The 21,637-nt window shown below is 71.8% G+C and carries 21 protein-coding genes and 2 pseudogenes; 8 read left to right on the top strand and 15 right to left on the bottom strand.

Annotation, left to right across the window (positions count from 1 at the left end; translation table 11 throughout):
• Positions 1-8: 8 nt before the first annotated feature.
• The 5 genes from OG898_RS32715 to OG898_RS32695 all read right to left on the bottom strand — a co-directional run bounded on the left by OG898_RS32715 (position 9) and on the right by OG898_RS32695 (position 3,513).
• Complete coding sequence (locus OG898_RS32715) at positions 9-470, bottom strand: type II toxin-antitoxin system PemK/MazF family toxin (RefSeq protein ID WP_266961876.1); 462 nt, start codon at positions 468-470, stop codon at positions 9-11.
• Positions 471-625: 155 nt separating this feature from the next.
• On the bottom strand, positions 626-847 hold the full coding sequence (locus OG898_RS32710) for a hypothetical protein (RefSeq protein WP_266961874.1): 222 nt from the start codon (positions 845-847) through the stop codon (positions 626-628).
• A gap of 120 nt (positions 848-967) precedes the next feature.
• A complete protein-coding gene (locus tag OG898_RS32705; protein WP_266961872.1) occupies positions 968-1,177 on the bottom strand; it encodes a hypothetical protein in 210 nt (69 codons plus the stop codon).
• Between the two features lie 277 nt (positions 1,178-1,454).
• Entirely contained in the window at positions 1,455-2,150 is a 696-nt protein-coding gene (locus OG898_RS32700) for an alpha/beta fold hydrolase (RefSeq protein ID WP_266961870.1), read from the bottom strand.
• A 118-nt stretch (positions 2,151-2,268) separates the two neighbouring features.
• Positions 2,269-3,513 (bottom strand): MFS transporter, encoded by a 1,245-nt coding sequence (locus OG898_RS32695; protein WP_266961869.1) that lies wholly within the window; start codon positions 3,511-3,513, stop codon positions 2,269-2,271.
• 288 nt (positions 3,514-3,801) lie between these two features.
• On the opposite strand from OG898_RS32695, the gene OG898_RS32690 reads away from it, so the two are divergent.
• The 3 genes from OG898_RS32690 to OG898_RS32680 all read left to right on the top strand — a co-directional run bounded on the left by OG898_RS32690 (position 3,802) and on the right by OG898_RS32680 (position 7,857).
• The gene (locus tag OG898_RS32690) at positions 3,802-4,839 is read left to right on the top strand and encodes a LacI family DNA-binding transcriptional regulator (protein WP_266961868.1); all 1,038 of its coding nucleotides are present in this window, start codon (positions 3,802-3,804) and stop codon (positions 4,837-4,839) included.
• A gap of 216 nt (positions 4,840-5,055) precedes the next feature.
• Positions 5,056-6,255, top strand: a complete 1,200-nt coding sequence (locus tag OG898_RS32685; RefSeq protein WP_266961867.1) for a thiolase family protein — start codon at positions 5,056-5,058, stop codon at positions 6,253-6,255.
• 162 nt (positions 6,256-6,417) lie between these two features.
• Positions 6,418-7,857, top strand: a complete 1,440-nt coding sequence (locus tag OG898_RS32680) for an aldehyde dehydrogenase family protein (protein ID WP_266961865.1) — start codon at positions 6,418-6,420, stop codon at positions 7,855-7,857.
• Here OG898_RS32680 and OG898_RS32675 read toward each other — a convergent pair.
• Positions 7,854-8,471, bottom strand: coding sequence for a hypothetical protein (locus OG898_RS32675; protein ID WP_266961863.1), 618 nt, complete (start codon positions 8,469-8,471; stop codon positions 7,854-7,856). The two genes, OG898_RS32680 and OG898_RS32675, sit on opposite strands and share 4 nt — an antisense overlap.
• 41 nt (positions 8,472-8,512) lie before the next feature.
• On the opposite strand from OG898_RS32675, the gene OG898_RS32670 reads away from it, so the two are divergent.
• Together OG898_RS32670 and OG898_RS32665 are read left to right on the top strand one after the other, a co-directional pair.
• Positions 8,513-8,986, top strand: coding sequence for a thioredoxin family protein (locus OG898_RS32670; RefSeq protein ID WP_323182865.1), 474 nt, complete (start codon positions 8,513-8,515; stop codon positions 8,984-8,986).
• 61 nt (positions 8,987-9,047) lie between these two features.
• The gene (locus OG898_RS32665; protein WP_266961861.1) at positions 9,048-10,478 is read left to right on the top strand and encodes an NAD(P)/FAD-dependent oxidoreductase; all 1,431 of its coding nucleotides are present in this window, start codon (positions 9,048-9,050) and stop codon (positions 10,476-10,478) included.
• 10 nt (positions 10,479-10,488) lie between these two features.
• Here the strand turns inward: OG898_RS32665 and OG898_RS32660 are convergent, their stop codons facing one another.
• The 3 genes and pseudogenes from OG898_RS32660 to OG898_RS32650 all read right to left on the bottom strand — a co-directional run bounded on the left by OG898_RS32660 (position 10,489) and on the right by OG898_RS32650 (position 13,163).
• Complete coding sequence (locus OG898_RS32660) at positions 10,489-11,829, bottom strand: DUF2252 domain-containing protein (protein ID WP_250753608.1); 1,341 nt, start codon at positions 11,827-11,829, stop codon at positions 10,489-10,491.
• 405 nt (positions 11,830-12,234) lie between these two features.
• Positions 12,235-12,531 (bottom strand): annotated as a pseudogene (locus OG898_RS32655) (methyltransferase domain-containing protein); the annotation flags it as partial.
• Complete coding sequence (locus OG898_RS32650) at positions 12,528-13,163, bottom strand: pyridoxal 5'-phosphate synthase (protein WP_266961859.1); 636 nt, start codon at positions 13,161-13,163, stop codon at positions 12,528-12,530. The gene OG898_RS32650 and the pseudogene OG898_RS32655, both read right to left, overlap by 4 nt.
• Before the next feature lie 209 nt (positions 13,164-13,372).
• On the opposite strand from OG898_RS32650, the gene OG898_RS32645 reads away from it, so the two are divergent.
• Both OG898_RS32645 and OG898_RS32640 read left to right on the top strand, forming a co-directional pair.
• A complete protein-coding gene (locus OG898_RS32645; RefSeq protein ID WP_266961857.1) occupies positions 13,373-14,071 on the top strand; it encodes a metalloregulator ArsR/SmtB family transcription factor in 699 nt (232 codons plus the stop codon).
• A 32-nt stretch (positions 14,072-14,103) separates the two neighbouring features.
• The gene (locus OG898_RS32640; protein ID WP_250753596.1) at positions 14,104-14,652 is read left to right on the top strand and encodes a DUF3291 domain-containing protein; all 549 of its coding nucleotides are present in this window, start codon (positions 14,104-14,106) and stop codon (positions 14,650-14,652) included.
• 77 nt (positions 14,653-14,729) lie between these two features.
• Here OG898_RS32640 and OG898_RS32635 read toward each other — a convergent pair whose 3' ends face one another.
• From OG898_RS32635 to OG898_RS36435, 6 genes and pseudogenes are all read right to left on the bottom strand, one after another.
• Positions 14,730-15,182, bottom strand: a complete 453-nt coding sequence (locus OG898_RS32635) for a PaaI family thioesterase (protein WP_250753592.1) — start codon at positions 15,180-15,182, stop codon at positions 14,730-14,732.
• Positions 15,183-15,488: 306 nt separating this feature from the next.
• Positions 15,489-16,157: a TetR/AcrR family transcriptional regulator gene (locus OG898_RS32630; protein ID WP_266961853.1), complete on the bottom strand. Its 669-nt coding sequence runs from the start codon at positions 16,155-16,157 to the stop codon at positions 15,489-15,491.
• A gap of 48 nt (positions 16,158-16,205) precedes the next feature.
• Positions 16,206-16,885, bottom strand: a pseudogene (locus OG898_RS36360) (transposase); the annotation flags it as partial.
• Between the two features lie 209 nt (positions 16,886-17,094).
• Positions 17,095-18,129 (bottom strand): hypothetical protein, encoded by a 1,035-nt coding sequence (locus OG898_RS32620; protein ID WP_266961850.1) that lies wholly within the window; start codon positions 18,127-18,129, stop codon positions 17,095-17,097.
• A gap of 543 nt (positions 18,130-18,672) precedes the next feature.
• A complete protein-coding gene (locus OG898_RS32615; RefSeq protein ID WP_266961848.1) occupies positions 18,673-19,782 on the bottom strand; it encodes an ABC transporter substrate-binding protein in 1,110 nt (369 codons plus the stop codon).
• A gap of 344 nt (positions 19,783-20,126) precedes the next feature.
• On the bottom strand, positions 20,127-20,258 hold the full coding sequence (locus tag OG898_RS36435) for a putative leader peptide (protein ID WP_353962667.1): 132 nt from the start codon (positions 20,256-20,258) through the stop codon (positions 20,127-20,129).
• A gap of 152 nt (positions 20,259-20,410) precedes the next feature.
• On the opposite strand from OG898_RS36435, the gene OG898_RS32610 reads away from it, so the two are divergent.
• Positions 20,411-21,604, top strand: coding sequence for a nitrate/nitrite transporter (locus OG898_RS32610; RefSeq protein ID WP_250753579.1), 1,194 nt, complete (start codon positions 20,411-20,413; stop codon positions 21,602-21,604).
• Positions 21,605-21,637: the final 33 nt, after the last annotated feature.

The raw sequence follows: 21,637 nt of genomic DNA, 5'->3' as shown, positions 1-21,637 counted from the left end.
TCCTGGGGCTAGCGCCAGCCGTACCGCTCGCGGAGTCGGTCCACGACGAGCTGGAACCGGCCCAGGTCCAGCGCGCACGCCTCCCGCCGCATGCCGTCCTCGTGGACGCGCAGCACCCGGTCCACGTCCACCCAGGACTCCCGTCCCGCGTTGTCCCACGGTCCGGTCCCGATGGGGACCCACTCCCGGTCGTGGTCGTGCCGCTTGCTGGACAACTGCACGGCCAGGAGCGTGCCGCGCTCTTCCCGGGCCACGACCAGGACCGGCCGGTCCTTGCCGCGCCCGTCGTTCTCCTCGTACGGAACCCAGGTCCACACGATCTCGCCGGGGTCGGGATCCCCGTCGCGATCGGGGGCGTACGAGGTCTGCACCGGCCCGATGGCATGCGGATCGGCCTCGGCGGTCGCGGTGACCCCGTCGCGGCCGGGCTGCTCTACGTGGCCGTTGCTGTGGTGTGAAAGTGCCGTCATTTACGGGAGATTACTGGGTCTTGACGCCCCTGTCGCACTGCCTGAGGCGGCAGCCGCCGGGTGACGGTGTGGGCGCGGACCATGCCACGAAGGGGCGCCGCCCACACGGTTTCCCGCGCAGGCGACGCCCCTTGTCAGGACGCGTCCGGATCAGCTCAGCGCACGGTCTTCGAACCGAGTTCGCCGGGCTTCTTCGGCACCCATGGGTGCACGACGGTGGCCTCCTCGGGGGCGGGCTCGTCCATGGTCACGCGCCAGACGTCCTTGCCGTCCACACTGATGGCCCGGACCTGGATCTGCTTGATCTGCCCGGTCTCGTGCAGATAGAGCACGACCTCCTGCCGGAGCGAGCCCTCGTCGTAGAACTCCGCGGTCACCTTGCCCCGGGCCCCCTTGCCGAATGCCGCGATCCAGTTCTCGGCGGTCTTCGGAGCAGGCCGTCAGCAGGCCGAAGGCCGTCACGGAGGACGCCACGGCCCGCAAGGCCGCTCCCGGCCTCATCGAGACATCGGCCGAAGCGCGCCGACCTCGACGATCGGGTTGGGGCCGGTCCGGTTCCGAGCCATGATCGCCGCGAGCGTGTCGCGGTCGTTGAAACCGTGCTGGGCAATACGGACGACGCCTTGGTTGTTGCCGGTCACGACTGCCGCGTGGTTGTACGCACCGTTGTCCTTCTTCCAGCTGAAGAACAGGATTCCCAGCGCCACGAAGTCCCGATGAGGGGGGCGTCCTGCACGTCGAGGACGGCTCCGCCGGCCACGGCGACGCTCTGGGCGAGTGCGGAACGGGACACCGGGCCGCTGCCGACGGCGTTCTTCGCCGTCACCGAGACCCGGTAGGAGGTCGCGTCGTCCAGCCCGGAGAAGACGGCGCGCAGAGCCGTGCCCGCCGTGCCCGCGGGTTTCGGCCGGGACTCCATGGGCGAAACCCCCTCGGCTGAAGGAGAGTTCGGCCGAGGGAGAGTGCGTGGGCTGGGTGGTGCGGTTAGATCCAGCCCTCCAGCGATGCCATGAAGCCGTCGAAGTCGTCGCGGTGGATGGTGTGGCCGGCGCCGGTGACCGAGCGGACCTCGAAGCCGCGTTCCTTGAGGATCGTCGCGCGCTCCGGCGAGATCAGGAAGCTCGGGTCCGCCAGTTGTACGAGGGACGGGACCACCGGTGCGGCCGGCAGCAGGTCCGTACCCGCCAGAGGGGCCAGGCTCAGGGCGGTCGCCTCGTCCCAGACGGCCAGGGTGGCCAGTTCGATGTCCACGTCGGCCTCGTCCCAACGGGGGTTCATGGCCTGGATCTGTTCTTTGGGCGCCGACTTGAACTGGGCGAACATCTCGGGGCCGAAACCTTCGCCGAGTTCCGCCAGGTGCCAGGCCGGGTCGGAGAAGACGGCGCGCTGCGGCTTCAGACGGTCGACGGCCTTCGCGAGGGTCAGGCCGCCCAGGGAGTGGCCGATGGCGAGTTCGGCGCCGGCCGGGAGGGTTTCGACCACGTCGTCGGCGAAGGACTCCGCGCTGTACTCGCCCCGGCCGCTGGCGCCGTGGCCGCGCAGGTCCACGGCGATGGCGCGGTAGCCGCGCTCGGCGAGGGCCGGGCCGACCCGGCGCCAGGTCCGGTGGTCGGCCATGATCCCGTGGATCAGGAGGGCGACGCGGTCGCCTTCGCCCCAGGTGTGGGTGTGGAGCTGCACGGTGGTGCCTTTCAGCGTCAGGGTGAGGAGTGAGGAGTGAGGAGTGAGGAGTGAGGAGTGAGGAGTGAGGAGTGAGGTGCGAGGTGCGAGGTGCGAGGTCGGGTGGGGTGCGTCGTGGTTAGCGGACGCTGCGGATCGGCTTGACGGCCAGGGCGCCGGCCACGGCCAGGGCGGCGGCCGCGATGAACAGGGCCGTGTAGCCGCCGCTCACGGACACGATCACCGAGGCGATGAAGGGGGCGATGATCTGCGGGCCGGCGTTGGCGATGTTGAGGACGCCCATGTCGCGGGCGGCGTCCTCGGCCTTGGGGAGCACCATCGTCACCAGCGCGGTGTCCACGGCCATGTAGCAGCCGAACGCGAGGCCGTTGATCACGGCGAAGGCCAGCATGGCGGTCCAGCTGGTCGACAGGGCCGGGATCAGCAGGGCGATGGCGGACAGCAGGGCGGAGGCGCCGACGAAGAGCTTGCGGCGGTCGTACTTGTCCGAGAGCCAGCCGCCGAGGACGGTGGAGACGACCATGGCCACGCTCGTCAGCGGCATCATGATGGCCACCGCCGCCTCCGGCTTCATCCCCTCGGGCAGCACGGTGTGGTCCTGGAGGATGTACAGCTGGTAGCCGCTCACCGCGAAGTAGCCGAGGACCAGCAGGGCCCGCCCGATGAACGCCCAGCGGAAGTCGTGGTCCTTGAGGGCGCTCGCGAAGGCGGCGAGCTGCGCCTTGACCGGCATGGAGGGCTTGGTCGGGCGCCGTTCCTCGCGGGTGCAGGTGGTGAACAGGACGGCGGCGCCGGCGACGATCGCGCCGAAGACCAGGTAGCCGGTGCGGTAGTCGTCCGAGAAGGCCGCGCCGATCAGGGCGCCGACGGTCGAGCCGAGCGGCAGGCCGAGGCCGACGGCGGCGGAGGCCTTGCCGCGGGCGCTCATGGGCACCCGGTCGGGGACCACGGAGGTGATGGCGGCCTGGTAGATGTTCATCACGGCCTGGCCGAGGCACCAGGCGATGGTGATGAGGAGGATCGTGTCCGCGGCGCCGAGCAGGAACATCGCCGGTATCGCGGCGAGTCCACCGCCCAGGATCCAGGGGTTGCGCCGTCCGCTGCGGTCGGACAGGGCGCCCGCGACCGGGTTGAAGACCGTTGCGAAGATCGCGGAGACCCCTGCGATCAGGCCGAAGTTGGCGACCTTGTTCGCGGCGTCGATGTCTTCGACCTGGAGGGCGAGGAGTACGCCGGCGACGCCGATGTAGAGGGCGTACATGGCTCCGTTGCCGACGAGCAGCAAGGGGAGCAGGCCGCGCCGGTTGGCGGGGGCGTCGGTGGTGGCGGCGGCGGTGCCGGTGCCGGGGGAGGAAAGGGCCACGGTGCCCTCCTGGGCAGTTTGGGAAGGGGCGAGGGGTAGGGAAGGGTGCGCACTGAGGGGTGTGGGGAGGAGTGCGCGCCGCCCCGTCGCGACGGCGGGGGTGCGACGGAACACGGCAGGGCGGCGGCACGACCGGACACGGCACGGGCACATGTGGAGACACCCTTGGTGAAGCTGGGGTGACGTCGTGGTTACACGTGTCAGTGAATCGTGTAACCACTGTGTAGCATTGGTTTCCGGCCATCCGCTAGCCCCTGGGCACAAACGGTCTGGAAAGATGCCACGGCAATGTCTCAGTCATCGAAACCGCCGAAGCCCCCCACGCCGCCGTCCCCGTCGCCGGCGCCCGTCCCGACCAGCGCGGACGTCGCCCGTCTCGCCGGAGTGTCGCGCGCGACGGTCTCGTACGTCCTGAACAACGCGGAGGCCGTACGCATCAGCGAGCCGACCCGCCGCAAGGTGCGCGAGGCCGCCGAGGAGCTCGGCTACGTCCCCCACGCGGCCGCCCGCAGCCTGCGCGCCGGGCACACGCGCATCGTGCTGCTGCCCACCTCGCACGTGCCGATCGGCCCGCTGTACAGCACCTTCCTCAACGAGTTGCAGTGGGCGCTGCGCGGCCTGGACTACACGGTGGTCCAGTACGGCAGCCTCGGCCTCACCGGTGACGAGGCCGCGCGGGCCTGGGCCGAACTGCGGCCCGTCGCGGTGCTCTCCCTCGGGGAGATCACCCTGTCCGCGCACAACGTGGCCACGCTCAAGCGGGCCGGGGCGCGCGCCGTGCTGACGATGGGGCCGCAAGCCGTTCCCGGGGCCCACGCGCTGCTCATGGACCAGGCGGAGGTCGGCGCGCGGGCGGCCGAGCACCTGGTGGAGCGGGGCCGGCGGCGGATCGGCGTGGTGGTTCCGCAGGAGGAGGGGCTGGGTCTCTTCTCCACGCCCCGTCTGGAGGGTGCGCGGTCCGTGGCGGGGGCGGAGATCGTGGCCCTGCGGATGGCCTACTCGGAGGAGTCGGCGGCGGAACTGGCACAGCGGTGGGGGGCTCTGGGGCTGGAGGCGGCGTTCGCGTACAACGACGAGTACGCGATGCTGCTGATGCGGGCCTTCCAGGACGTGGGCCTGCGGGTGCCGGAGGACGTGGCCGTCATGGGTGCGGACGATCTGCTGATCGGGCGGTTGCTGCGGCCGAGGCTCAGCACGGTGCAGATCGAGATGCCGACGGGCGAGCGGTTGGCGGCGCTGGTGGACGAGGCGGTGCGGGAGCCCGCGGCGGCGGTACGCAGACACGACCTGATGGCGGCGGTGGCGGTGCCGCGGGACTCGACGTGAGCCGGTGGCTCCGCGGCGCTTTCGGCCCTGCCGGCGCGTGAGGCGCGGGGTCCGCGCGCAGGTCGGGGCCCCGCGGGGAGCCGGGGGGCGTTGACAGGGGGGTCGGGGCGACGGAGACTTCGGGCGCGCCCCACCCGGGCGCGGGCGGAGCGTGCGCCGGGCCGGACAGCGGTGTCGGTGTGCCGCGCCGCCTCCCGTTCGCTCCGGAGGGACTCCATGAGCATCCGTACCGTCCGCGACGTCTATGTCGTCGACGCCGTCCGCACACCGATCGGGAAGTTCGGCGGCGCCCTCGCCGGCGTCCGCCCCGACGACCTGGCCGCTCACGTGGTGCGCGCGCTCGTGGACCGTACGCCCGCACTGGACCCGGCCCGCATCGATGACGTGGTCTTCGGCGACGCCAACGGCGCGGGCGAGGACAACCGGGACGTGGCCCGCATGGCGGTGCTGCTCGCCGGGCTCCCCGTGACCGTGCCCGGGGTCACCGTCAACCGCCTCTGCGGCTCCGGGCTCGAAGCCGTCGTCCAGGCGGCCCGCGCCATCGCGCTCGGCGATGCCTCCGTCGCCATCGCCGGGGGCGTCGAGTCCATGAGCCGGGCCCCCTGGGTGGTGCAGAAGCCGGAGCGCGCCTTCCCGGCCGGGCACCAGCAGATGTGGTCCACCACGCTCGGCTGGCGGATGACCAACCCCCGGATGCCCGCGGAGTGGACCGGTTCCCTCGGTGAGGGCGCCGAGCTCGTCGCCGACAAGCACGGCATCACCCGCGAGGCGCAGGACGCCTTCGCGCTGGAGAGCCACCGCAAGGCGGCCGCCGCCTGGGCCGCAGGGCAGTGCGACGCCGAGGTGGTCCCGTACGCGGGTGTGGACCTGGTGCGCGACGAGTGCATCCGCGAGGGTTCCTCCCCGGAGGCGCTCGCCCGCCTGAAGCCCGCCTTCCGGACCGACGGCACCGGCACGGTCACGGCGGGCAACGCCTCGCCGCTCAACGACGGGGCCGCCGCACTGCTGTTGACGGACGAGGAGGGCCTCGCCGCCACCGGGCGGGAGCCGTTGGCCCGGATCAGCGCGTCGGCCGTCACCGGGATCGAGCCCCAGCTCTTCGGTCTGGGGCCGGTGGACGCCGTCGAGCGCGCGCTCGCCAAGGCGGGCCGCGGTTTCGCCGATCTCGCCGCCTTCGAACTCAACGAGGCTTTCGCGGCGCAGGCGTTGGGATGTCTGGCTTCCTGGCCCGAGCTGGATCCGGCCGTGGTCAACCCGCACGGCGGGGCCATCGCGATCGGGCACCCGCTCGGCGCCTCGGGCGCCCGGCTGGCCGGTTCGGTGGCGCACCAGCTCGCGGCGGCCGGGTCCGGTACCGGGATCGCGGCCCTCTGCATCGGTGTGGGGCAGGGGATCGCGCTCGTTCTGGAGCGCTGACCCGACGCCGGCCCGACTCCGGGCGGCGATCGTTTCCGGACAGAGTCGGGTGGCAACTGATCGGTAAGTAAAGAGAATTGATGCCTCCGGTGCGGTGGGGTGGCACGATGGCGCGTGCTGCCGCCCCCCCGCCACGCACACCGCATCCGGAGGCCTCGCGCCATGCCGCTCCTCGATCCGACGCTCTGGCAGGACGGACCCACCCTCACCGGAGGTACCGCCCCGGTCCTCGAACCTGCCACCGGCCAGACCCTCGCGACCATCGACCTGGCCGCCCCGGCCGATGTGGCGGAGGTCGCCGTACGCGCCCACGCGGCCCAGCGGGACTGGGCGCGGGCCACCCACCTGGAGCGGGCGGCCGTGCTGCGCCGGGCCGGGGACCTGTTCACCGCCCACGCCGACGAGCTGCGGGACTGGCTGGTCCGGGAGTCCGGGTCGATCCCCGGCAAGGCCGACTTCGAGCTGCACGTTGCCGCGCAGGAGTGCTACGAGGCCGCGGCCCTCGCCTCGCGTCCGGCCGGGCAGGTGCTGCCGAGCGAGGCGCCGCGGCTGTCCTTCACCCGCCGCGAACCCGTCGGTGTGGTGGGCGTGGTGGCGCCGTTCAACGCGCCGCTGATCCTCTCGATCCGCTCGGTCGCGCCCGCGCTCGCCCTCGGCAACGCGGTGCTCCTCAAGCCGGACCGCCGCACCGCCGTCAGCGGCGGGCTCGCACTCGCCGTCGTCTTCGCGGCGGCCGGCCTGCCCGGCGGACTGCTGCACGTGCTGCCCGGCGGTGCGCAGACGGGCGCGGCGGTGGTCTCCGACCCGCTGGTCAGGGTCGTGTCGTTCACCGGGTCCACCGAGAGCGGCCGGGCCGTCGGGGAGCTGGCGGGCCGTCACCTCAAGCGCGCGCACCTGGAGTTGGGTGGGAACTCGGCCCTCGTCGTGCTCCGCGACGCCGACGTGGCGGCGGCCGTCGCGCAGGCCTCCTGGGGCTCCTTCTTCCACCAGGGCCAGATCTGCATGACGGCCGGGCGGCACCTCGTGCACGCCTCGCTCTACGACGAGTACGTGGAGCGGCTCGCCGCGCGCGCGGAGGAGCTCGCGGTCGGGGACCCGTACCGCGAGCGGGTGCACCTGGGGCCGCTCATCGACCGGTCCCAGCTGGAGCGGGTCCACGGCCTGGTGGAGGCCAGCACCGCGCAGGGCGCCAAACTCGTCACGGGCGGCTCCCACCAGGAGCTCTTCTACCGGCCGACGGTGCTGGCGGGGGCCGGCGACGACAGCCCCGCCTACGCGGAGGAGGTCTTCGGTCCGGTGGCGCCCGTACGGTCCTTCGCGACGGAGGACGAGGCCGTGGAGCTGGCCTCCGCCGGCCCCTACGGGCTCTCCCTCGGGATCGTGACCGGCGACGCGGCGCGCGGGCTGGACCTGGCGGGGCGGATCCCGGTCGGGATCGCGCACGTCAACGACCAGACGGTGAACGACGAGGCGGTGGCCCCCTTCGGTGGTGTCGGCGCGTCGGGCACCGGCGCCCGCTTCGGCGGCGAGGCGAACCTCGACGCCTTCACCGAGCTGCGCTGGACCACGCTCCGCGCCACCCCGGGCGGGCATCCCTTCTAGGGGGTCTCCCCGGAGTCGCAGTCGTCGAAGCCGTAGTGGTCGGACAGGTGGAGGAACCCGCGCCCGGGGAGCCGGAGCGGAGCCGCCAGGGCCTGTTCGTAGGCCGTGCGCGGGAACGCGTACGGCCCCATGGCGAGGATTCCCCACTCGGGGCGGTAGGGCTGGTGGAAGCCGGACCAGGTGACCGTGCCGGCCGTCACGGTGACGGTGGCCATCATGGGCCAGCATGCGTCCGTTCCGCAGATGCAGCCCAGCAGGGCCATGGCCCCGGTCTCCGGCTCGCGCCGCTCCGGGTCGGGGTCGCCGAGGAAGTGGCGGCGCGCGTGTGCGTCGTCTTCCATGACCAGGGGGGCGTGCTGGCTCATGAGGCGCTCCTCCCGCTCCTCCCGCTCGTCGGGGGGCTCCTCGGAGGTGTCCCACTCCTGGGACCAGCCGGCCCGGGTGGCCTCGGCGACGAGGGCGCGCAGGTCCGTACCGTCGATCCGGACGCCCCAGGCCGCACGCTCCGGCTCGTCGCCGGGGTAGAGCCGGCGGAGGAACTCCACGGTGTGGGGGGCGGCGGCAGCGGTGGCGTCGCCGGGGGAGACGGGCCCCGTGGGGCCGGTGGGGGTCATGGGCCCATTGTGGGCATTGCGGGCATCCTCCGCGGTCAGGAATGCTTCGAGCCGGTCGTTCGTTCAGGGAAAACAAGCAGCACAGCACTCTGGAGGTCTGGAAAACCGTGGCTACTGTCGAACTCACCAAGGAGAACTTCGACCGGACGGTGAGCGAGAACTCGTTCGTCCTGATCGACTTCTGGGCGGGCTGGTGCCGTCCCTGCCTGCAGTTCGCCCCGGTCTACGAGAAGGCTGCCGAGGCCAATCCCGACCTGCTCTTCGCCAAGGTGGACACCGAGGCGCAGCAGGAGCTCGCCGCCGCCTTCCAGATCAGCTCGATCCCGACCCTCATGATCGTCCGGGATCAGGTCGCGATCTTCTCGCAGCCCGGCGCGCTGCCCGAGGCGGCGCTGACGGACCTCATCGCCCAGGCCCGGGCGCTCGACATGGACGAGGTGCGCACGAAGATCGCCGCCGAGCAGGGCGGCGCCGCCGGTGCCGCGGCCGAGGAGCCCGGCACGCCGGACGCCTGATCCCGGCACGCCGGGCGCGCGATTACGTGACGGGCCCCCGCCCTGCGGTGAGACTGGCCCGATGAGCGAAGCGGTGGAGTACGACGTAGTGGTCCTCGGCGGGGGCCCGGCCGGCGAGAACGTCGTGGACCGGACCCGCGCCGCCGGGCTGAGCACGGCGCTGGTCGAGAGCGAGCTGGTGGGCGGCGAGTGCTCGTACTGGGCCTGCATCCCCAGCAAGGCGCTGCTGCGCCCGGTGCTGGCGCGGGCCGACGCGCGCCGGGTGCCCGGTCTCGCGGGGGCCGTGGCCGGTCCACTGGACGCGGAAGCGGTGTTCGCGCACCGGGACTACTGGACGGGGAACTGGAAGGACGACGGCCAGATCGACTGGCTGGAGTCGGTCGGCGCCCACGTGTACCGGGGCCACGGGCGGCTGTACGGGGTCCGCAAGGTCGCCGTCACCAGCCCGGAGGGGGAGCACCACGTGCTCTCCGCCCGGCACGCGGTCGTCGTCGCGACCGGCACCCGGGCCGTGATCCCGGACCTGCCCGGCATGGCGGACGCCCGGCCGTGGACCAGCCGCGAGGCCACGTCCGCGCAGGCGCCGCCGGGGCGGCTGCTGATCGTCGGCGGGTCGGTGGTGGCCGTGGAGATGGCCACGGCCTGGCAGGCACTCGGCTCCCGGGTGACCCTGCTCGTACGGGGCTCCGGGCTGCTGCCGCGCATGGAGCCCTTCGCCGGGGAACTGGTCGCCGACGCACTGCGCGAGGCGGGCGCGGTGGTCCGTACGGGTGTGGCCGTCGAGTCCGTCCTACGGGACGGCTCGACCGGGCCCGTCACCGTGGTGCTCGAAGGCGGCGAGACGCTGGAGGGCGACGAACTGCTGATGGCGACGGGGCGTACCCCGCGCACCGAGGACATCGGGCTGGACACGGTCGGGCTCACGCCGGGCGGGTGGATCGCGGTGGACGACAGCTGCCGGGTTCCGGGGATCGACTGGCTGTACGCGGTCGGCGACGTCAACCACCGGGCGCTGCTCACCCACCAGGGGAAGTACCAGGCCCGCATCGCGGGCTCCGTCATCGCCGCCCGGGCGGCGGGCAACACACCGCTGGACAACGGCCGTTGGGGCGCGCACGCCGCGACCGCCGATACGGATGCCCTCCCGCAGGCCGTCTTCACCGACCCGGAGGCCGCGTCGGTGGGCCTGACCCTCGCGGAGGCGGAGCGCGCCGGCCACCGGGTCCGGGCCGTGGACCACGACCTCGGCAAGGTCTCCGGAGCGGGCCTGTACGCCGACGGCTACCGCGGCCGGGCCCGCATGGTGGTGGACCTGGACCGCGAAATCCTGCTCGGCGTCACCTTCGTCGGCCCGGGCGCGGCCGAGCTCCTGCACGCGGCGACCATCGCGGTCGCGGGCGAGGTCCCCATCGAGCGCCTGTGGCACGCGGTCCCGGCGTTCCCGACGATCAGCGAGATCTGGCTGCGGCTGCTGGAAGCCCACAGGGGGTAGCCACCGCCGCTCAGATGCCGTGGGTGGCGGTGATGGAGCCGTCGGAGATGGCTGCGGTGAGCAGGGCGTGGTCCTGGACGGTCTGCTCCGCATAGTGGAGTGCGAAGTCGGCGATGGCGCGGTCGAAGACGTCGGAGTTGCCGAGGTACCCGGCGATGGCGATGCGGTCGCCGGAGCGGGCGTGGGCTCGGGCCAATGTGGTGCCGCACAGTTCCGCGTACTGGCGGAGAAGGTCCGGGGTCATGGTCTCGACGACGGCAGATCCCTTCATGTCGCGTAGCTGCCGGACGTAGAAGTCGCGCCCGGCCGGTCCGGTCGTCCAGCCGAGGAAGATGTCTCCGCCTGCCTGGAGGAGCTTCTGTCCCGCGACCACGCGGTGACCGTGGTGGCCGTGGCCGTCGGCGGGGAGATGATCCTCCAGTACCGAGCGCCCGGCCTCCTTGATCTGGAGGAAGAGCGGGTCCTCCTCGTCGCGGCCTGTCAGCAGGACGATGAAGCAGCGGGTGCCGACGCTCCCGATGCCGACCGCCTTCCGTGCCGCGTCGACGAACCGGTAGCGGTCGAGCAGGAGGCGCCGTTCCTCCGGGAGGGTGTCCCTGTATTCGCTGAAGATCTCGCCGACGGCCTGGCTGTCGGGTGCGGTGAGGGGCTCGAGCAGGGGCGGGTCGTGGACGATGCGCCGACGGCCTTCCCGGGTCTCGGTGAGTTTGGCGAGTGCGTGCAGGCTGGTACGCCGTCGGGCACGCGCCAGATTCGCTTCGACCCGGCTCCGCAGCTTGGTCCCGCGGATCATCGGGAGGACCTCGGCCGTGTCGAACCGCTGGTACCAGACGGCGAGTTCACCGAGTCCGGCGAGCCGTCGCATGGACGACCGGTAGGCCCGAGCGGCGGCTTGGGCCGATTGCCACGCCCGGTCGTCGCCGTGCCCGCCTTCCCGGGCGGCCACGGCCACACTGGCGGCGAGCCGTTTGACGTCCCATTCGAAGGGGCCGGGCAGGGTTTCGTCGAAGTCGTTGAGGTCGAAGAGCAACGCCCGGTCGGGTGAGGCGAAGAGGCCGAAGTTCAGCAAGTGGGCGTCGCCGCAGAGCTGGACGATCAGGCCGGTGTCGGGCTGGTCCGCCAGGTCGGCGGCCATCACCGCGGCGGCGCCCCGCAGGAACGCGAACGGGGAGGCGGCCATCCGTCCGTAGCGGATCGGCAGCAGCTCGACGAGCCGGTCGGCAGCCTGCCGCTCCAGCACATCGAGCGGGTCGGGCCGCTCCGCCGCCGCGGTCCACCTCCCGTGCGAGGTCCGGGTCACCTGCTTGCGGGCGGCCCGGCCACGTCGGGCCTTCTCGGTCGGACTGGTCATGCCCCATCTCCTTGTCCCCCACCCAAGCCTGGGCGCACCGCTGCCCCGGCGCACGTCCACCGGCTCGGCGGCTCCGGGGACGGCGGGCACCCGAGGCAGGCACACCCGCGAAGGCCGCAGGAGCGGTGGGCGCCGCCGTCGGTCGTTCCCCCGAGCTGTCGGGACACGTCCGGACCAGCGAGCCGTGTCCTGCCGGCCTGCCGGCCTAAAATGGGCCTGCTGGAAGTAGGGCAGTCCCTCTACGGAGTCGCGCGCACGATGACGAGCGAGCCTTCGTACGTGGGCGGGCGGGTAACGGCGGGCCTCGGTGTCGAGGACCTCGGGTGCGTACGCGTACAGCCAGAAGTCGCGTACGAGCTCGGGGTCGCAGGTCGGGACGACGACCGGGCCGTGGGTGACCCGCCGCATCTCGCGCAGACCGGCCGCGACGTCGCTCCACTGGTGGACGCTGAAGAGGGTCATGGCCGCGTCGAACGCGCCGTCGGCGAAGGGCAGGGCCTCGGCCGCGGCGTCGACGGCGCGGGCGGCGCTCTCGTAGGAACCGGTGCCCGCGCCGACGTTGAGGACGTTGCGGGCGCCGCCCAGGGCCTCGGCGATGAACTGGGCGATGCGGGTGTCGGGCCTGCGGTAGGTGGAGTAGCCGGAGCCGATGGCGCCGTAGTCGACGTCGCAGGCGCTGCCGTCCTGCGTGCGTGTGGTCATGGGTCCTTGCCTCGCCTCGTGAGCCGGAACAGGGGGAGTGGTGCTCCGCGGCTCGCCGGTGGCTCGGGCGTGCGCGGGAACGGGGGTGTCGGTGCTACGACCAGAGCCGGAACCGTTCCCAGCCGGGACTTCGCCAGGGCCTGGTCGCGCTCCGCGACGTCCATCAGGTACTGGCTCTGGCGGGCCGGCAGGGCGCCCGCGCGGGCCGTGACCGAGCGTCCGAGGAAGTCGGCGGCGTTCTCCTCGGCCGAGCCGGGCGTCACGATGCCGCGGATCCTGACCTGGCGGCCGTGCTCGGGCCAGTAGAAGGTGAGCGCCGCCCGAGGATGGCAGGCGAGCTGCCCGCCCTTGGGGCTGAAGGCGTGCCCCGCGAACTGCCGGCCCGAGGCGTCCACCCCCTTGAGGATCAGCACCCGGGCATCCGGATCCCCGGCCGAATCGACCGTGGACAGGGTCATCGCGTGCGGATCGCGCACGCCGTCCGCCACGGCCTCGACGAGCCAGGAGAGGAAGAGCCGCACCGGGTCGGCCGGCGCCGACGCAGGGTCGAACTCCGGCAGTGGCCCGGCGAACACCTCAAGGTCGCGCAGCCACTGCCGCGTACCACTCACGTGCCTCGAGCCCGCTGTCATCCCCAGCTCCTTCGGACGTCGACGACCGTCACGCATGCTTCTGCAACCTGCATTTCGTATCTTGCATCCGCGAGGGTGGATTCGTAAATCAACTGGCAAATGCTTGTCTGATTGACCAGGTGGGCCACAGATGCGTTGCTGGGTGATGCTCTCGGCCGGATCGGTCGCGCGCTTCTATCTCCAACCTGCGTTGTTCGTAGACTGGCCGGGTGAACGACATCGATGCGATCGCGGTTCTGCAGGATCCGGTGCGGCGCCGTCTGTACGAGTACGTGGCGGCGCAGGGCCGTGAAGTCGGACGCAACGAGGCTGCCGAGGCGGTCGGGGTGGCGCGCACGCTCGCTGCGCACCATCTGGACAAGCTGACGGGGGCCGGGCTGCTGGAGAGCGGTAGCCGTCGGCTGACGGGGCGTTCGGGGCCCGGGGCGGGTCGTCCCGCCAAGGTGTACACGCGGGCCCGGGCCGAGCGGTCGGTGTCGCTGCCCGCCCGCGACTACCGCACCGCCGCCGAGCTGCTGGCCGAGGCCGCCGAGGAGGCCGGGCTGGATGCCGGGCTCTGCGCGGCCGCACGCCGGCGCGGCGAGGCCCTGCGCGGCCCGGCGGGGCCGTGCGGCAGCCTTGAAGAGGCCCTGGAGGTGCTGGCCGCCCGCGGCTACGAACCGCACCTGGAAGGTGTCGGCGGTCCCGCGGATCCGGAAGGCTCCGAGGGGGCGGCCGCGCCCGTCGTCCGGATGCGCAACTGCCCCTTTCGCGCCGTCGCCGAACGCTTCCCGCCGCTCGTGTGCGGCATGAACCTCGCTCTGCTGGAGGGGCTGCTCGGTGCGGACGGTCCGGTCCGCGCTCGTATGGACGCCCGGCCGGGGGAGTGTTGCGTCGTGATCGAGCCTTCTAAAAACAATGATTGTTGACATAGAAATGGGCGCCGTGTTGGGATGAGTTCATGACCGCATCCCTGCACGCCGCCCACCTGGCCCAACTCAACGTCTCCACGCTCCTCCACCCCCTCGACGACCCGCGTCTGGCGCCCTTCGTGGAGATGCTCGACCCGGTCAACGCCGCGGCCGACGGTGCGCCCGGCTTCGTGTGGCGGCTCGTGGCAGAGGGGGCGGCCGACGCCACCGGCCTGCGCCCGGCGGGCGAGGACCGCATCGTCAACCTGTCCGTGTGGGAGACCCAGGAGTCGCTGTGGGACTTCGCCTACCGCAGCGGGCACCTGGAGATGATGCGGCGGCGCCGCGAATGGTTCGAACGGCACGTCGAGGCGCACCTGGTGCTCTGGTGGGTCCCCGCCGGTCACATCCCGACCGTCGGTGAGGCCCTGGAGCGGCTGGCGGAGCTGCAGGCGCACGGGCCGTCCCCGCGCGCGTTCACCTTCGCCTCCTCCTACACCGCCGCCGAGGCCGCAGAGGCCGAGGTCGAGGTCGAGGTCGCCGAGGTCGAGGTCGGGGCCGCACCGCATTCTTCGGGTTGTCCCGTCGGCGCGGCCTGAGCGGTCCGCCCTGGGCGGTCCGCCCTGGGCCCGCGGCCGGCGCGAGAATCCGATCAGGCACTCAGGCACTCAGGCGCTCAAAAGATCATGCACGTGGTGGTGGCGTGGGCGATCAGCTTGCCCTGGTCGTCGAGCACCTTGCCCTCGGCCGTGGCGGTGCGGCGGCCGGCGTGGATGACCTTGCCCTCGGCGGTGAGTACCTGACCGTCGGTGCGGGCGGCCCGGATGTAGTTGACCTTGAGTTCGAGGGTCGTGTAGCCGGTGCCGGCGGGGAGGGTGGTGTGGACGGCGCAGCCCATGGCGGAGTCGAGCAGGGTGGCGGCGATGCCTCCGTGGACGGTGCCGAGGGGGTTGGCGAAGTCGGGGCGGGTGTCGAGGGAGACGACGATGCGGCCGTGCTCGACCTCGTCGAAGCGCATGCCGAGCAGTCGGCCGATGGAGGGGATGTCGGCCGGGCGTTCGGTCTGGACCCAGCGCATCAGTTCCAGGCCGGACAGGCCCGCCAGGGCGGTGAGGTCGGTGGTGGTCACGGTCGTTCTCCTTGGGTGAGGTGCTTGTGCCGCCCCTGAGCGGGGGTGGTCGATGGGAAGCGCCGGCCGTTGCATCTGCGCGGGATTCGGGTGACAGCCGTGTGGTGTCGGGGGTTGCGCGGGGCGCGGGGCGGTCCGGTCGGTGAGGTGCTGGTCGGCCGAGCGGGTCGGTGGTGCCGTGCAAGGTGGCCGGTGCCGAGGCGTAGGAGAGCGGGCATCCTCAGGGACCGCCTGGTCGACGATGTCGACGGACAGGGTGTCGGCGCCGCCGATTCGGGCCGTGGCGGGCTGTGGGCCGGGGCGGGGTCAGGCCTCGCGGCGGTCGCGCAGGGCGTACGCGAGCAGGTCGTGGATCTCGGCGGCGGCCGCATCGAGCGGAGCCGTACTCCGTTCGGCCCGGCACATGATCACCGCGCCTTCGACCGCGGCGATGACGAAGGACCCCAGCCTCCGGCTGCGTTCCCCGGTCAGGCCGTGCCGGACGAACAGGGCCGCGAAGGCCTCCTGCCAGCGGGCGAAGACCGCGGCGGCGGAGCGGGTGAGCTGCGGGGCTTCGTCGTTGCTCTCCACGGCCACCGCCACGATCGGGCATCCGGCCCGGAAGTCGCTCTCCACGAGCCGGTCGCGCCACATCACGAAGAACGCGTCGATGGCCTCCACCGGATCGCCGGTTTGCATCTTGGTGTCGATCAGGCCCGAGATGAAGTCTCCGGCCAGCGTCACGGCCTCGTCGATCAGCTGAGTCCGCCCGCCCGGGAAGTGGTGGTACACCGAGCCCCGAGGGGCTCCGCTGTGGGCGAGGACCCGGTCGATGCTGGTCCCGCTCGCGCCGTACTCGGGCAGCAGGGCAACCGTGCTGAGGACCATGCGGTCACGGCTGTCACTCTTGCGCGGACTCACACGCTCCACCACCTTCGCGACGACGATGCGGCCCACCAGGCGGGCTACCTCGCGGTAACTTATGGGGTATGGCATAGAACATGCAAGGGGTGACGGGGATTCACTGAGCTCGCCCTCTGTCCGCCAAGACCTGCCGGGGCTTTCCGCGGGTCATGAGGGCCTCGGGGCGTTCGGCGGTCTTGCCGACGTCGTGGCGCGGTGCCCGGTGCTTGTTCTTCTCGCCGAGTGGTCGTCCGGGACCGGCGCCTCGGGGTTTGGGAAGACGGGGCGGGTGGGTTTCTCCCCGGGCCGGGCGGAAGTCTGTGACGAGCGGCCGAGCGTGCCGGAGCCGGGTGTGGTCGACGATCAGGGTCCAGGTCCGGCGGTCCGCGGCCTCGGGGGTGGCGTCGGCCTTCGAGGACCATGACCACGCCGGCGGAGCGTCCCGTTCCATCAGTGGGTGATCGACCTTCAGCCGGACCAACGTCCCCTCGACCACGGGTAGTTCACCGTGAGTCGGGGGTGGACCCTGTCCCATGCCTGGGTTTCGGCAGGCGCATCACGCGGTCGGAGCGGACCCGGCCGACCAACTCGACCGGCAGGTCCCGCAGGACCCAGGCCAGGCGGGTGACGTCGTAGCCGACGTCGCCGACGATCACGATGTACGGGTCTCCGGTCTCCGGTCTGCCACTGGCCGGCTGCGATGAGCCGTTCGACGACACCCCGCAGCTGGGCGGCGGTGACTGCGGTCGCGTCGTCCGCCGGGCCGGCCGGACCGCGTCCGGGATCGCGGTTCAGGACGCGGCGCCCGGCTCCAGCGGTGCTCGGGCAGCAGCGTCAAGTCCACCGGGGACCGCGAACGCTTCCCCTCCGGGCGTCATCAGGCAGCAGACTCACCTCACGGCCTTCGTCGTGATCACGCGCACCTTGGCCGGAGCGCATGATCGGTCGAAGGCCGCCCCCGCGTCCGGCGAATCCCCGGGTGGGCGACCCGGTTCGAGACGCCGTGCGGGGGCGGAAGACACAGAGCAAGCTACGGCTGGGACAGCTTCTGGAAGAGCGCTCCGATCTCCCCCCGGTCGGCGACCAGCGGGAGGGTGTCGAAGTACAGCTCCCACTCACCGCCCGAGCCGAAGCGCTCCACGATCCCGAACGGGATGTCCTTGCCCTTCGGGCCGGAGACCGTGCCGTGCCACTCCACGTAGGTCGTGGTCCTGCCGAAGGCGACCTGGCCGGCCTTGAAGCGGACGTCCGCCGTGTCGAAGAACCGCTGGAGGTAGGCCCGCTTGCCGGCCGCCGTCGTCAGCGGAGCGTCCAGCCCCGGCCCCGACAGCCGTGCGTTTCCCATCCGGGCGAGTAGGGCGTCGACGTCCTCCCCGTTCCATGCCGCCAGGCGGTCCGGGATCTCCGCAGCCCGCAAGCGCTCAGGCGCCGGGCCCCGGGAGGGAGCCGGGCCGGTGTCCGCGACCCCGTCGAACAGGCCGTCGGGCACCAGCTCCGGGACCGTGTCCCGGAACAGGGCGTAGCGGTCGTAGTAACGGCGGGCCTGGAGGGTCTTGCCGTCGTCCCCCAGGACATTGCGCGCGATCTGCGGGTAGGCCACCTTGTGGCCCCTCAGTGCGATCTCGTTCCACTGGCCGAACATCATGACACCGCCGTCGGCCACCACGTCCGTGCCCCGGTAGTGCAGGCCGGGGGCCAGCCGCAGGGATCCGGTGATGGAGGTGCCGATCACGGTGTGGCCGCGCTGGGGGGTGCTGCCCGCCTCCCAGAGGGTGGCCTCCTCGTCGAAGATGTCGAGGTAGGCCTTCACCCGGGGGTGGCTCAGGTCCCCGATGGCCGGCGGGGCGCCGGTCGGCAGCTCACCGAAGGCGATCTGGCGCCGCATGAACGCGCAGGCGTTCGGGGTGATCCGGCCCTCCAGCCGCTCGACCTTGGCGCGCACCTCCGGGCAGTCGCCCCGGGCGGCGCCCGCCCCACCGCCCGGCAGCGCCGCCGCTGAGGTCGCCACCCCCACGACGACCGCCGCCACCGCGACTCCCACCACACCACGCCGACCCGCGAACATTCCGTACCCCGTTTCGTTCCCTCCCGATGCGGCCCGTTACCGCTCGTGTGGGACCAACATGCCCGTCCGCCGGGGCAGCGGTCGATTACTCCTGAGGTAATGGCCCAGGTCAGAGGGGGTGCGAGCCTTCTCCACAGGCGGGTCAGGCGCAGAGAGCCGCGGCCCGGGACAAGCTGAGTTCCGCCGGTAGGAAGCAGGTACTCGGCGGCGGGCGCAGTGACGAGGCCCTGACGGCTGTGTGCGGCTGGTGGCAACGGTTCTTACCGGCACCCCAAGTCCGAAGCCGCGTGGCCTTGTTGGGCAACTTCCGTACAGCCGGGCCAGGACGAGTACAGGGAGATCGAATGTCGCTGGAGGAAAGCTACGACCCGAACGGCTACGAAGATCTCGGCTCTCGGCCGATGAAGTTCGGAGGCATCGTGCATGAGCGTCTGATCTACCACCGAATCGATTCAGCGTGGATGGACGAGGGCTCATGCGGTACAAGCGGCAGGCGGAGGCAGGAATCACGGATAAGTTCCGCGGCCGGGGCTGCCGGGCTGTCTACTTGGCGCCGAGGCCGGCGTCGGAGACCTCGGGCTTGCCCGCTGCCTTGAGGACCTTGTTCAGGAGCCGCAAGTCGTAGATGCCGTTGAGGTCGGGCTGCTCGATGAGCTTGGCCTTGACCGCCTGGTCGGCCTGCTTCTTCAGTGTCGCGGCCAGCGGGTCGTCGGTGACCGTGAAGCTCGGCCACGCCGGGTGGATGACCTCCGGGTCGAGGGGCTTGCCGGTGTCCGCGGCGAGCTTGGCGTTCGCGGAGGCCCTCGCCGCGTCCTGGTGGGAGTGGATCCACCTGTTCGTCTTCACCGTGCCGCGCAGAACGGCCTCGACCACGTCCGGGTGCTCCCTGAGGAACTTCTGCGACACGACGATGTTCGTGATCACGAACTTGTTCTCCGGCCAGAGGAAGCCCTCGTCGAGAAGGACCTCGCCGCCGTCGGCGACGAGTTTGGAGGCGGTGGGTTCGGGGACCCAGGCGCCGTCGATGGAGCCGGACTTGAAGGCGTCCGGGGTGACCTTGTTGTCCGTACGGACGACAGAGACGTCACCCTTCCCGGACTTCGGGTCGACCTTCCAGCCCTTCTCCGAGATCCAGTTGAGGAACGCCACGTCCTGCGTGTTCCCCTTCTGCGGGGTGGCGATCTTCTTTCCCTTGAGGTCGTCCAGGGTCTTGATCTTCGCCGGGTTCACGACCAGCTTCACGCCGCCCGAGGCGGAGCCGGAGATGATCCGCAGGTTGGAGCCCTTGGACTTCACGTAGGCGTTGATCGAGGGGGAGGGGCCGATGAACCCGATGTCGAGAGAGCCGCCGTTGAGGGCCTCGATCTCGGACGGGCCGGCGTTGAAGTACTGCGGCTTGATGGTGGTTCCGTTCAACTCCTCCGCGATCAGGCCTTCCTGGAGGCCGACCAGCGCCGTGGCGTGCGTCAGGTTCGGGAAGTAGCCGATGCGGACCTCGGAGGCCGACAGCTTCTTGTCGGCATCGGCGGCGAGGTTCGTCCTGCCGTCCTCCTCCTTCACCTCGACACGGTAGCCGCAGGCCGTGAGGACGAGAGGAAGTGCTGCTGTGACGGCGATGGCGAGCAGGGTGATGAGGGGTCTTGCGGCAGACACGGAGGTGTCCCTTCACGGGGGTGGGTGGTCGGGAAAGCGGGGGAGACGGGAAGGCGGGGAGATGGGGAGACGGGAAGGCGGGGAGACGAGCGATGCGACGTCGTCGGCACGCGGCGGCGCCCCCTCCCGGCCGCCGGATGTGGAATGCCGTGGCAGGGCGAAGGGAGAGGGGGAGGTGCCGGGGATGCCGATGGATGGACGTCGAGCCGCCGTACATCGCGCGCCGGCGCGCGAAGGCGGCGCGCGGCGGCGAGGTGCGCCGAAGGGCTGCCTGGCCTACGAAGAGCGGGAAGGCGCGGCGCATGACGGTGCACCGCGTGTGGAGCCGGGCCCTACGGGTGACGTCAGGCGGGCTGACAGATGGCGCTGGACGTCCGGACCAGGTCGATGTACCGACGGGCCGTAAGAGAGGGCAGCAGAGGACGCGCAGGGTGCGGTGTTCGCACGGTCACGTCACAACTCCCCGGTTTTCCCATCTGGTTGATAGGAATCCTGGCAGAGGGGAGCCGTCTGCCCAAGAGGCCGACCACATAGTGACCAAGAGCTGACCACATAGTGAGCCGGCGTCCGTGGTCCTTTTGGCCCAGTCCTGCGCGACCGGACGGCCCGGGGCGTCTTGACTGGCGGAATGGACTCCACGTCGACGTCGCGGCCCTCGTCCGCCGGGTACCGCAATCTGGCCCTGGCGACGCTCGGCTTCACGCTCACCTTCTGGGCGTGGGACCTGATCGCACCGCTGGCCGGCGACTACAAGGACCGGCTCCACCTGTCCTCGTTCCAGCAGTCGCTGCTCGTCGCGGTGCCGGTCCTGGTCGGGTCGCTCGGGCGGATTCCGGTGGGCGCGCTGACCGACCGCTACGGCGCGCGGCTGATGTTCCCGGTGGTGTCCGCGCTCACCATCGTGCCCGTGCTTCTGCTCATCCCGGCACGCGGGAGCTACGGTCTGACGCTCGTGGTCGGCTTCCTGCTGGGGCTGGGCGGCACGACGTTCGCGATCGGCATCCCGCTCGTCAACTCCTGGTTCCCGCCCGCCCGTCGGGGCTTCGCGCTGGGGGTCTTCGGGATGGGCATGGGCGGCGTCGCACTGTCCGGGTACGTCACACCGCGCATCGCCAAGCACGACCCCGACCTGCCCTTCCTCGTGGTGGCCCTGGCGCTCGCCGGGTACGCCGTCCTGGCCGCCCTGCTGCTCAGGGACCGGCCCGACCGGCCCGTGCCGACGGCCTCGCTCGCCTCGCGACTGCGCGGCGCGGGGCGCCTGCGGGTGACGTGGGAGCTGGCCGCGCTCTACGCGATCGGCTTCGGGGGGATCGTCGCCTTCGGGGTGTACCTGCCGACGTACCTGAAGACCTGGTACGGGCTGTCCGCGACCGACGCCGGTACCAAGGCGGCGGGCTTCGCCCTGGTCACGGTGGTCTTCCGGCCGATCGGCGGCTGGCTGTCGGACCGGATCCACCCGGCGCAGGTCACGGCGGGGGCCCTCGGCCTGGTGGCGCTCCTCGCGATCGTGCAGGCCTTCGACCCGGCGATGAACCCCGTCGGCACCTGCGCCCTGCTCCTGATGGCGGCCGGTCTGGGGACGGCCAGCGGCAGTGTCTTCGCCCTGGTCTCGCAGGTGACGCCCCAGCCACAGGTGGGCAGCGTGACGGGCATCGTCGGAGCGATGGGCGGCCTCGGAGGCTTCGTGCCCCCGCTGGTGATGGGGGCGATCTACAGCGCGAAGGACTCGTACTCGATCGGCTTCATGCTGCTGTCGGACCTCGCGCTCGCGGGGTGCGTGTACGCCTACGGGCGGATGCGGACAGCGCGGCCCGCATCCTGAGCCGCACCGTCCGCACCGTCCGCACCGTCCGCA

The organism is Streptomyces sp. NBC_00193 (assembly GCF_026342735.1).
GTDB lineage: Bacteria > Actinomycetota > Actinomycetes > Streptomycetales > Streptomycetaceae > Streptomyces > Streptomyces stoeckheimensis.
Note: the sequence above shows the minus strand (reverse complement) of the source record. Positions and strands in the feature narration are given on the sequence as shown.

Excerpts from the sequence above, each read along its gene's own strand:
- OG898_RS32660 (WP_250753608.1), bottom strand. The coding sequence starts at position 11,829 with ATGACCAGTCCGACCGAGAAGGCCCGACGTGGCCGGGCCGCCCGCAAG.
- OG898_RS32690 (WP_266961868.1), top strand. The coding sequence starts at position 3,802 with ATGTCTCAGTCATCGAAACCGCCGAAGCCCCCCACGCCGCCGTCCCCG.
- OG898_RS32670 (WP_323182865.1), top strand. The coding sequence starts at position 8,513 with ATGCTTCGAGCCGGTCGTTCGTTCAGGGAAAACAAGCAGCACAGCACT.
- OG898_RS32610 (WP_250753579.1), top strand. The coding sequence starts at position 20,411 with ATGGACTCCACGTCGACGTCGCGGCCCTCGTCCGCCGGGTACCGCAAT.
- OG898_RS32685 (WP_266961867.1), top strand. The coding sequence starts at position 5,056 with ATGAGCATCCGTACCGTCCGCGACGTCTATGTCGTCGACGCCGTCCGC.
- OG898_RS32715 (WP_266961876.1), bottom strand. The coding sequence starts at position 470 with ATGACGGCACTTTCACACCACAGCAACGGCCACGTAGAGCAGCCCGGC.
- OG898_RS32620 (WP_266961850.1), bottom strand. The coding sequence starts at position 18,129 with ATGTTCGCGGGTCGGCGTGGTGTGGTGGGAGTCGCGGTGGCGGCGGTC.
- OG898_RS32680 (WP_266961865.1), top strand. The coding sequence starts at position 6,418 with ATGCCGCTCCTCGATCCGACGCTCTGGCAGGACGGACCCACCCTCACC.
- OG898_RS32675 (WP_266961863.1), bottom strand. The coding sequence starts at position 8,471 with ATGACCCCCACCGGCCCCACGGGGCCCGTCTCCCCCGGCGACGCCACC.
- OG898_RS32630 (WP_266961853.1), bottom strand. The coding sequence starts at position 16,157 with ATGCCATACCCCATAAGTTACCGCGAGGTAGCCCGCCTGGTGGGCCGC.
- OG898_RS32665 (WP_266961861.1), top strand. The coding sequence starts at position 9,048 with ATGAGCGAAGCGGTGGAGTACGACGTAGTGGTCCTCGGCGGGGGCCCG.
- OG898_RS32650 (WP_266961859.1), bottom strand. The coding sequence starts at position 13,163 with ATGACAGCGGGCTCGAGGCACGTGAGTGGTACGCGGCAGTGGCTGCGC.
- OG898_RS36435 (WP_353962667.1), bottom strand. The coding sequence starts at position 20,258 with ATGGGAAAACCGGGGAGTTGTGACGTGACCGTGCGAACACCGCACCCT.
- OG898_RS32640 (WP_250753596.1), top strand. The coding sequence starts at position 14,104 with ATGACCGCATCCCTGCACGCCGCCCACCTGGCCCAACTCAACGTCTCC.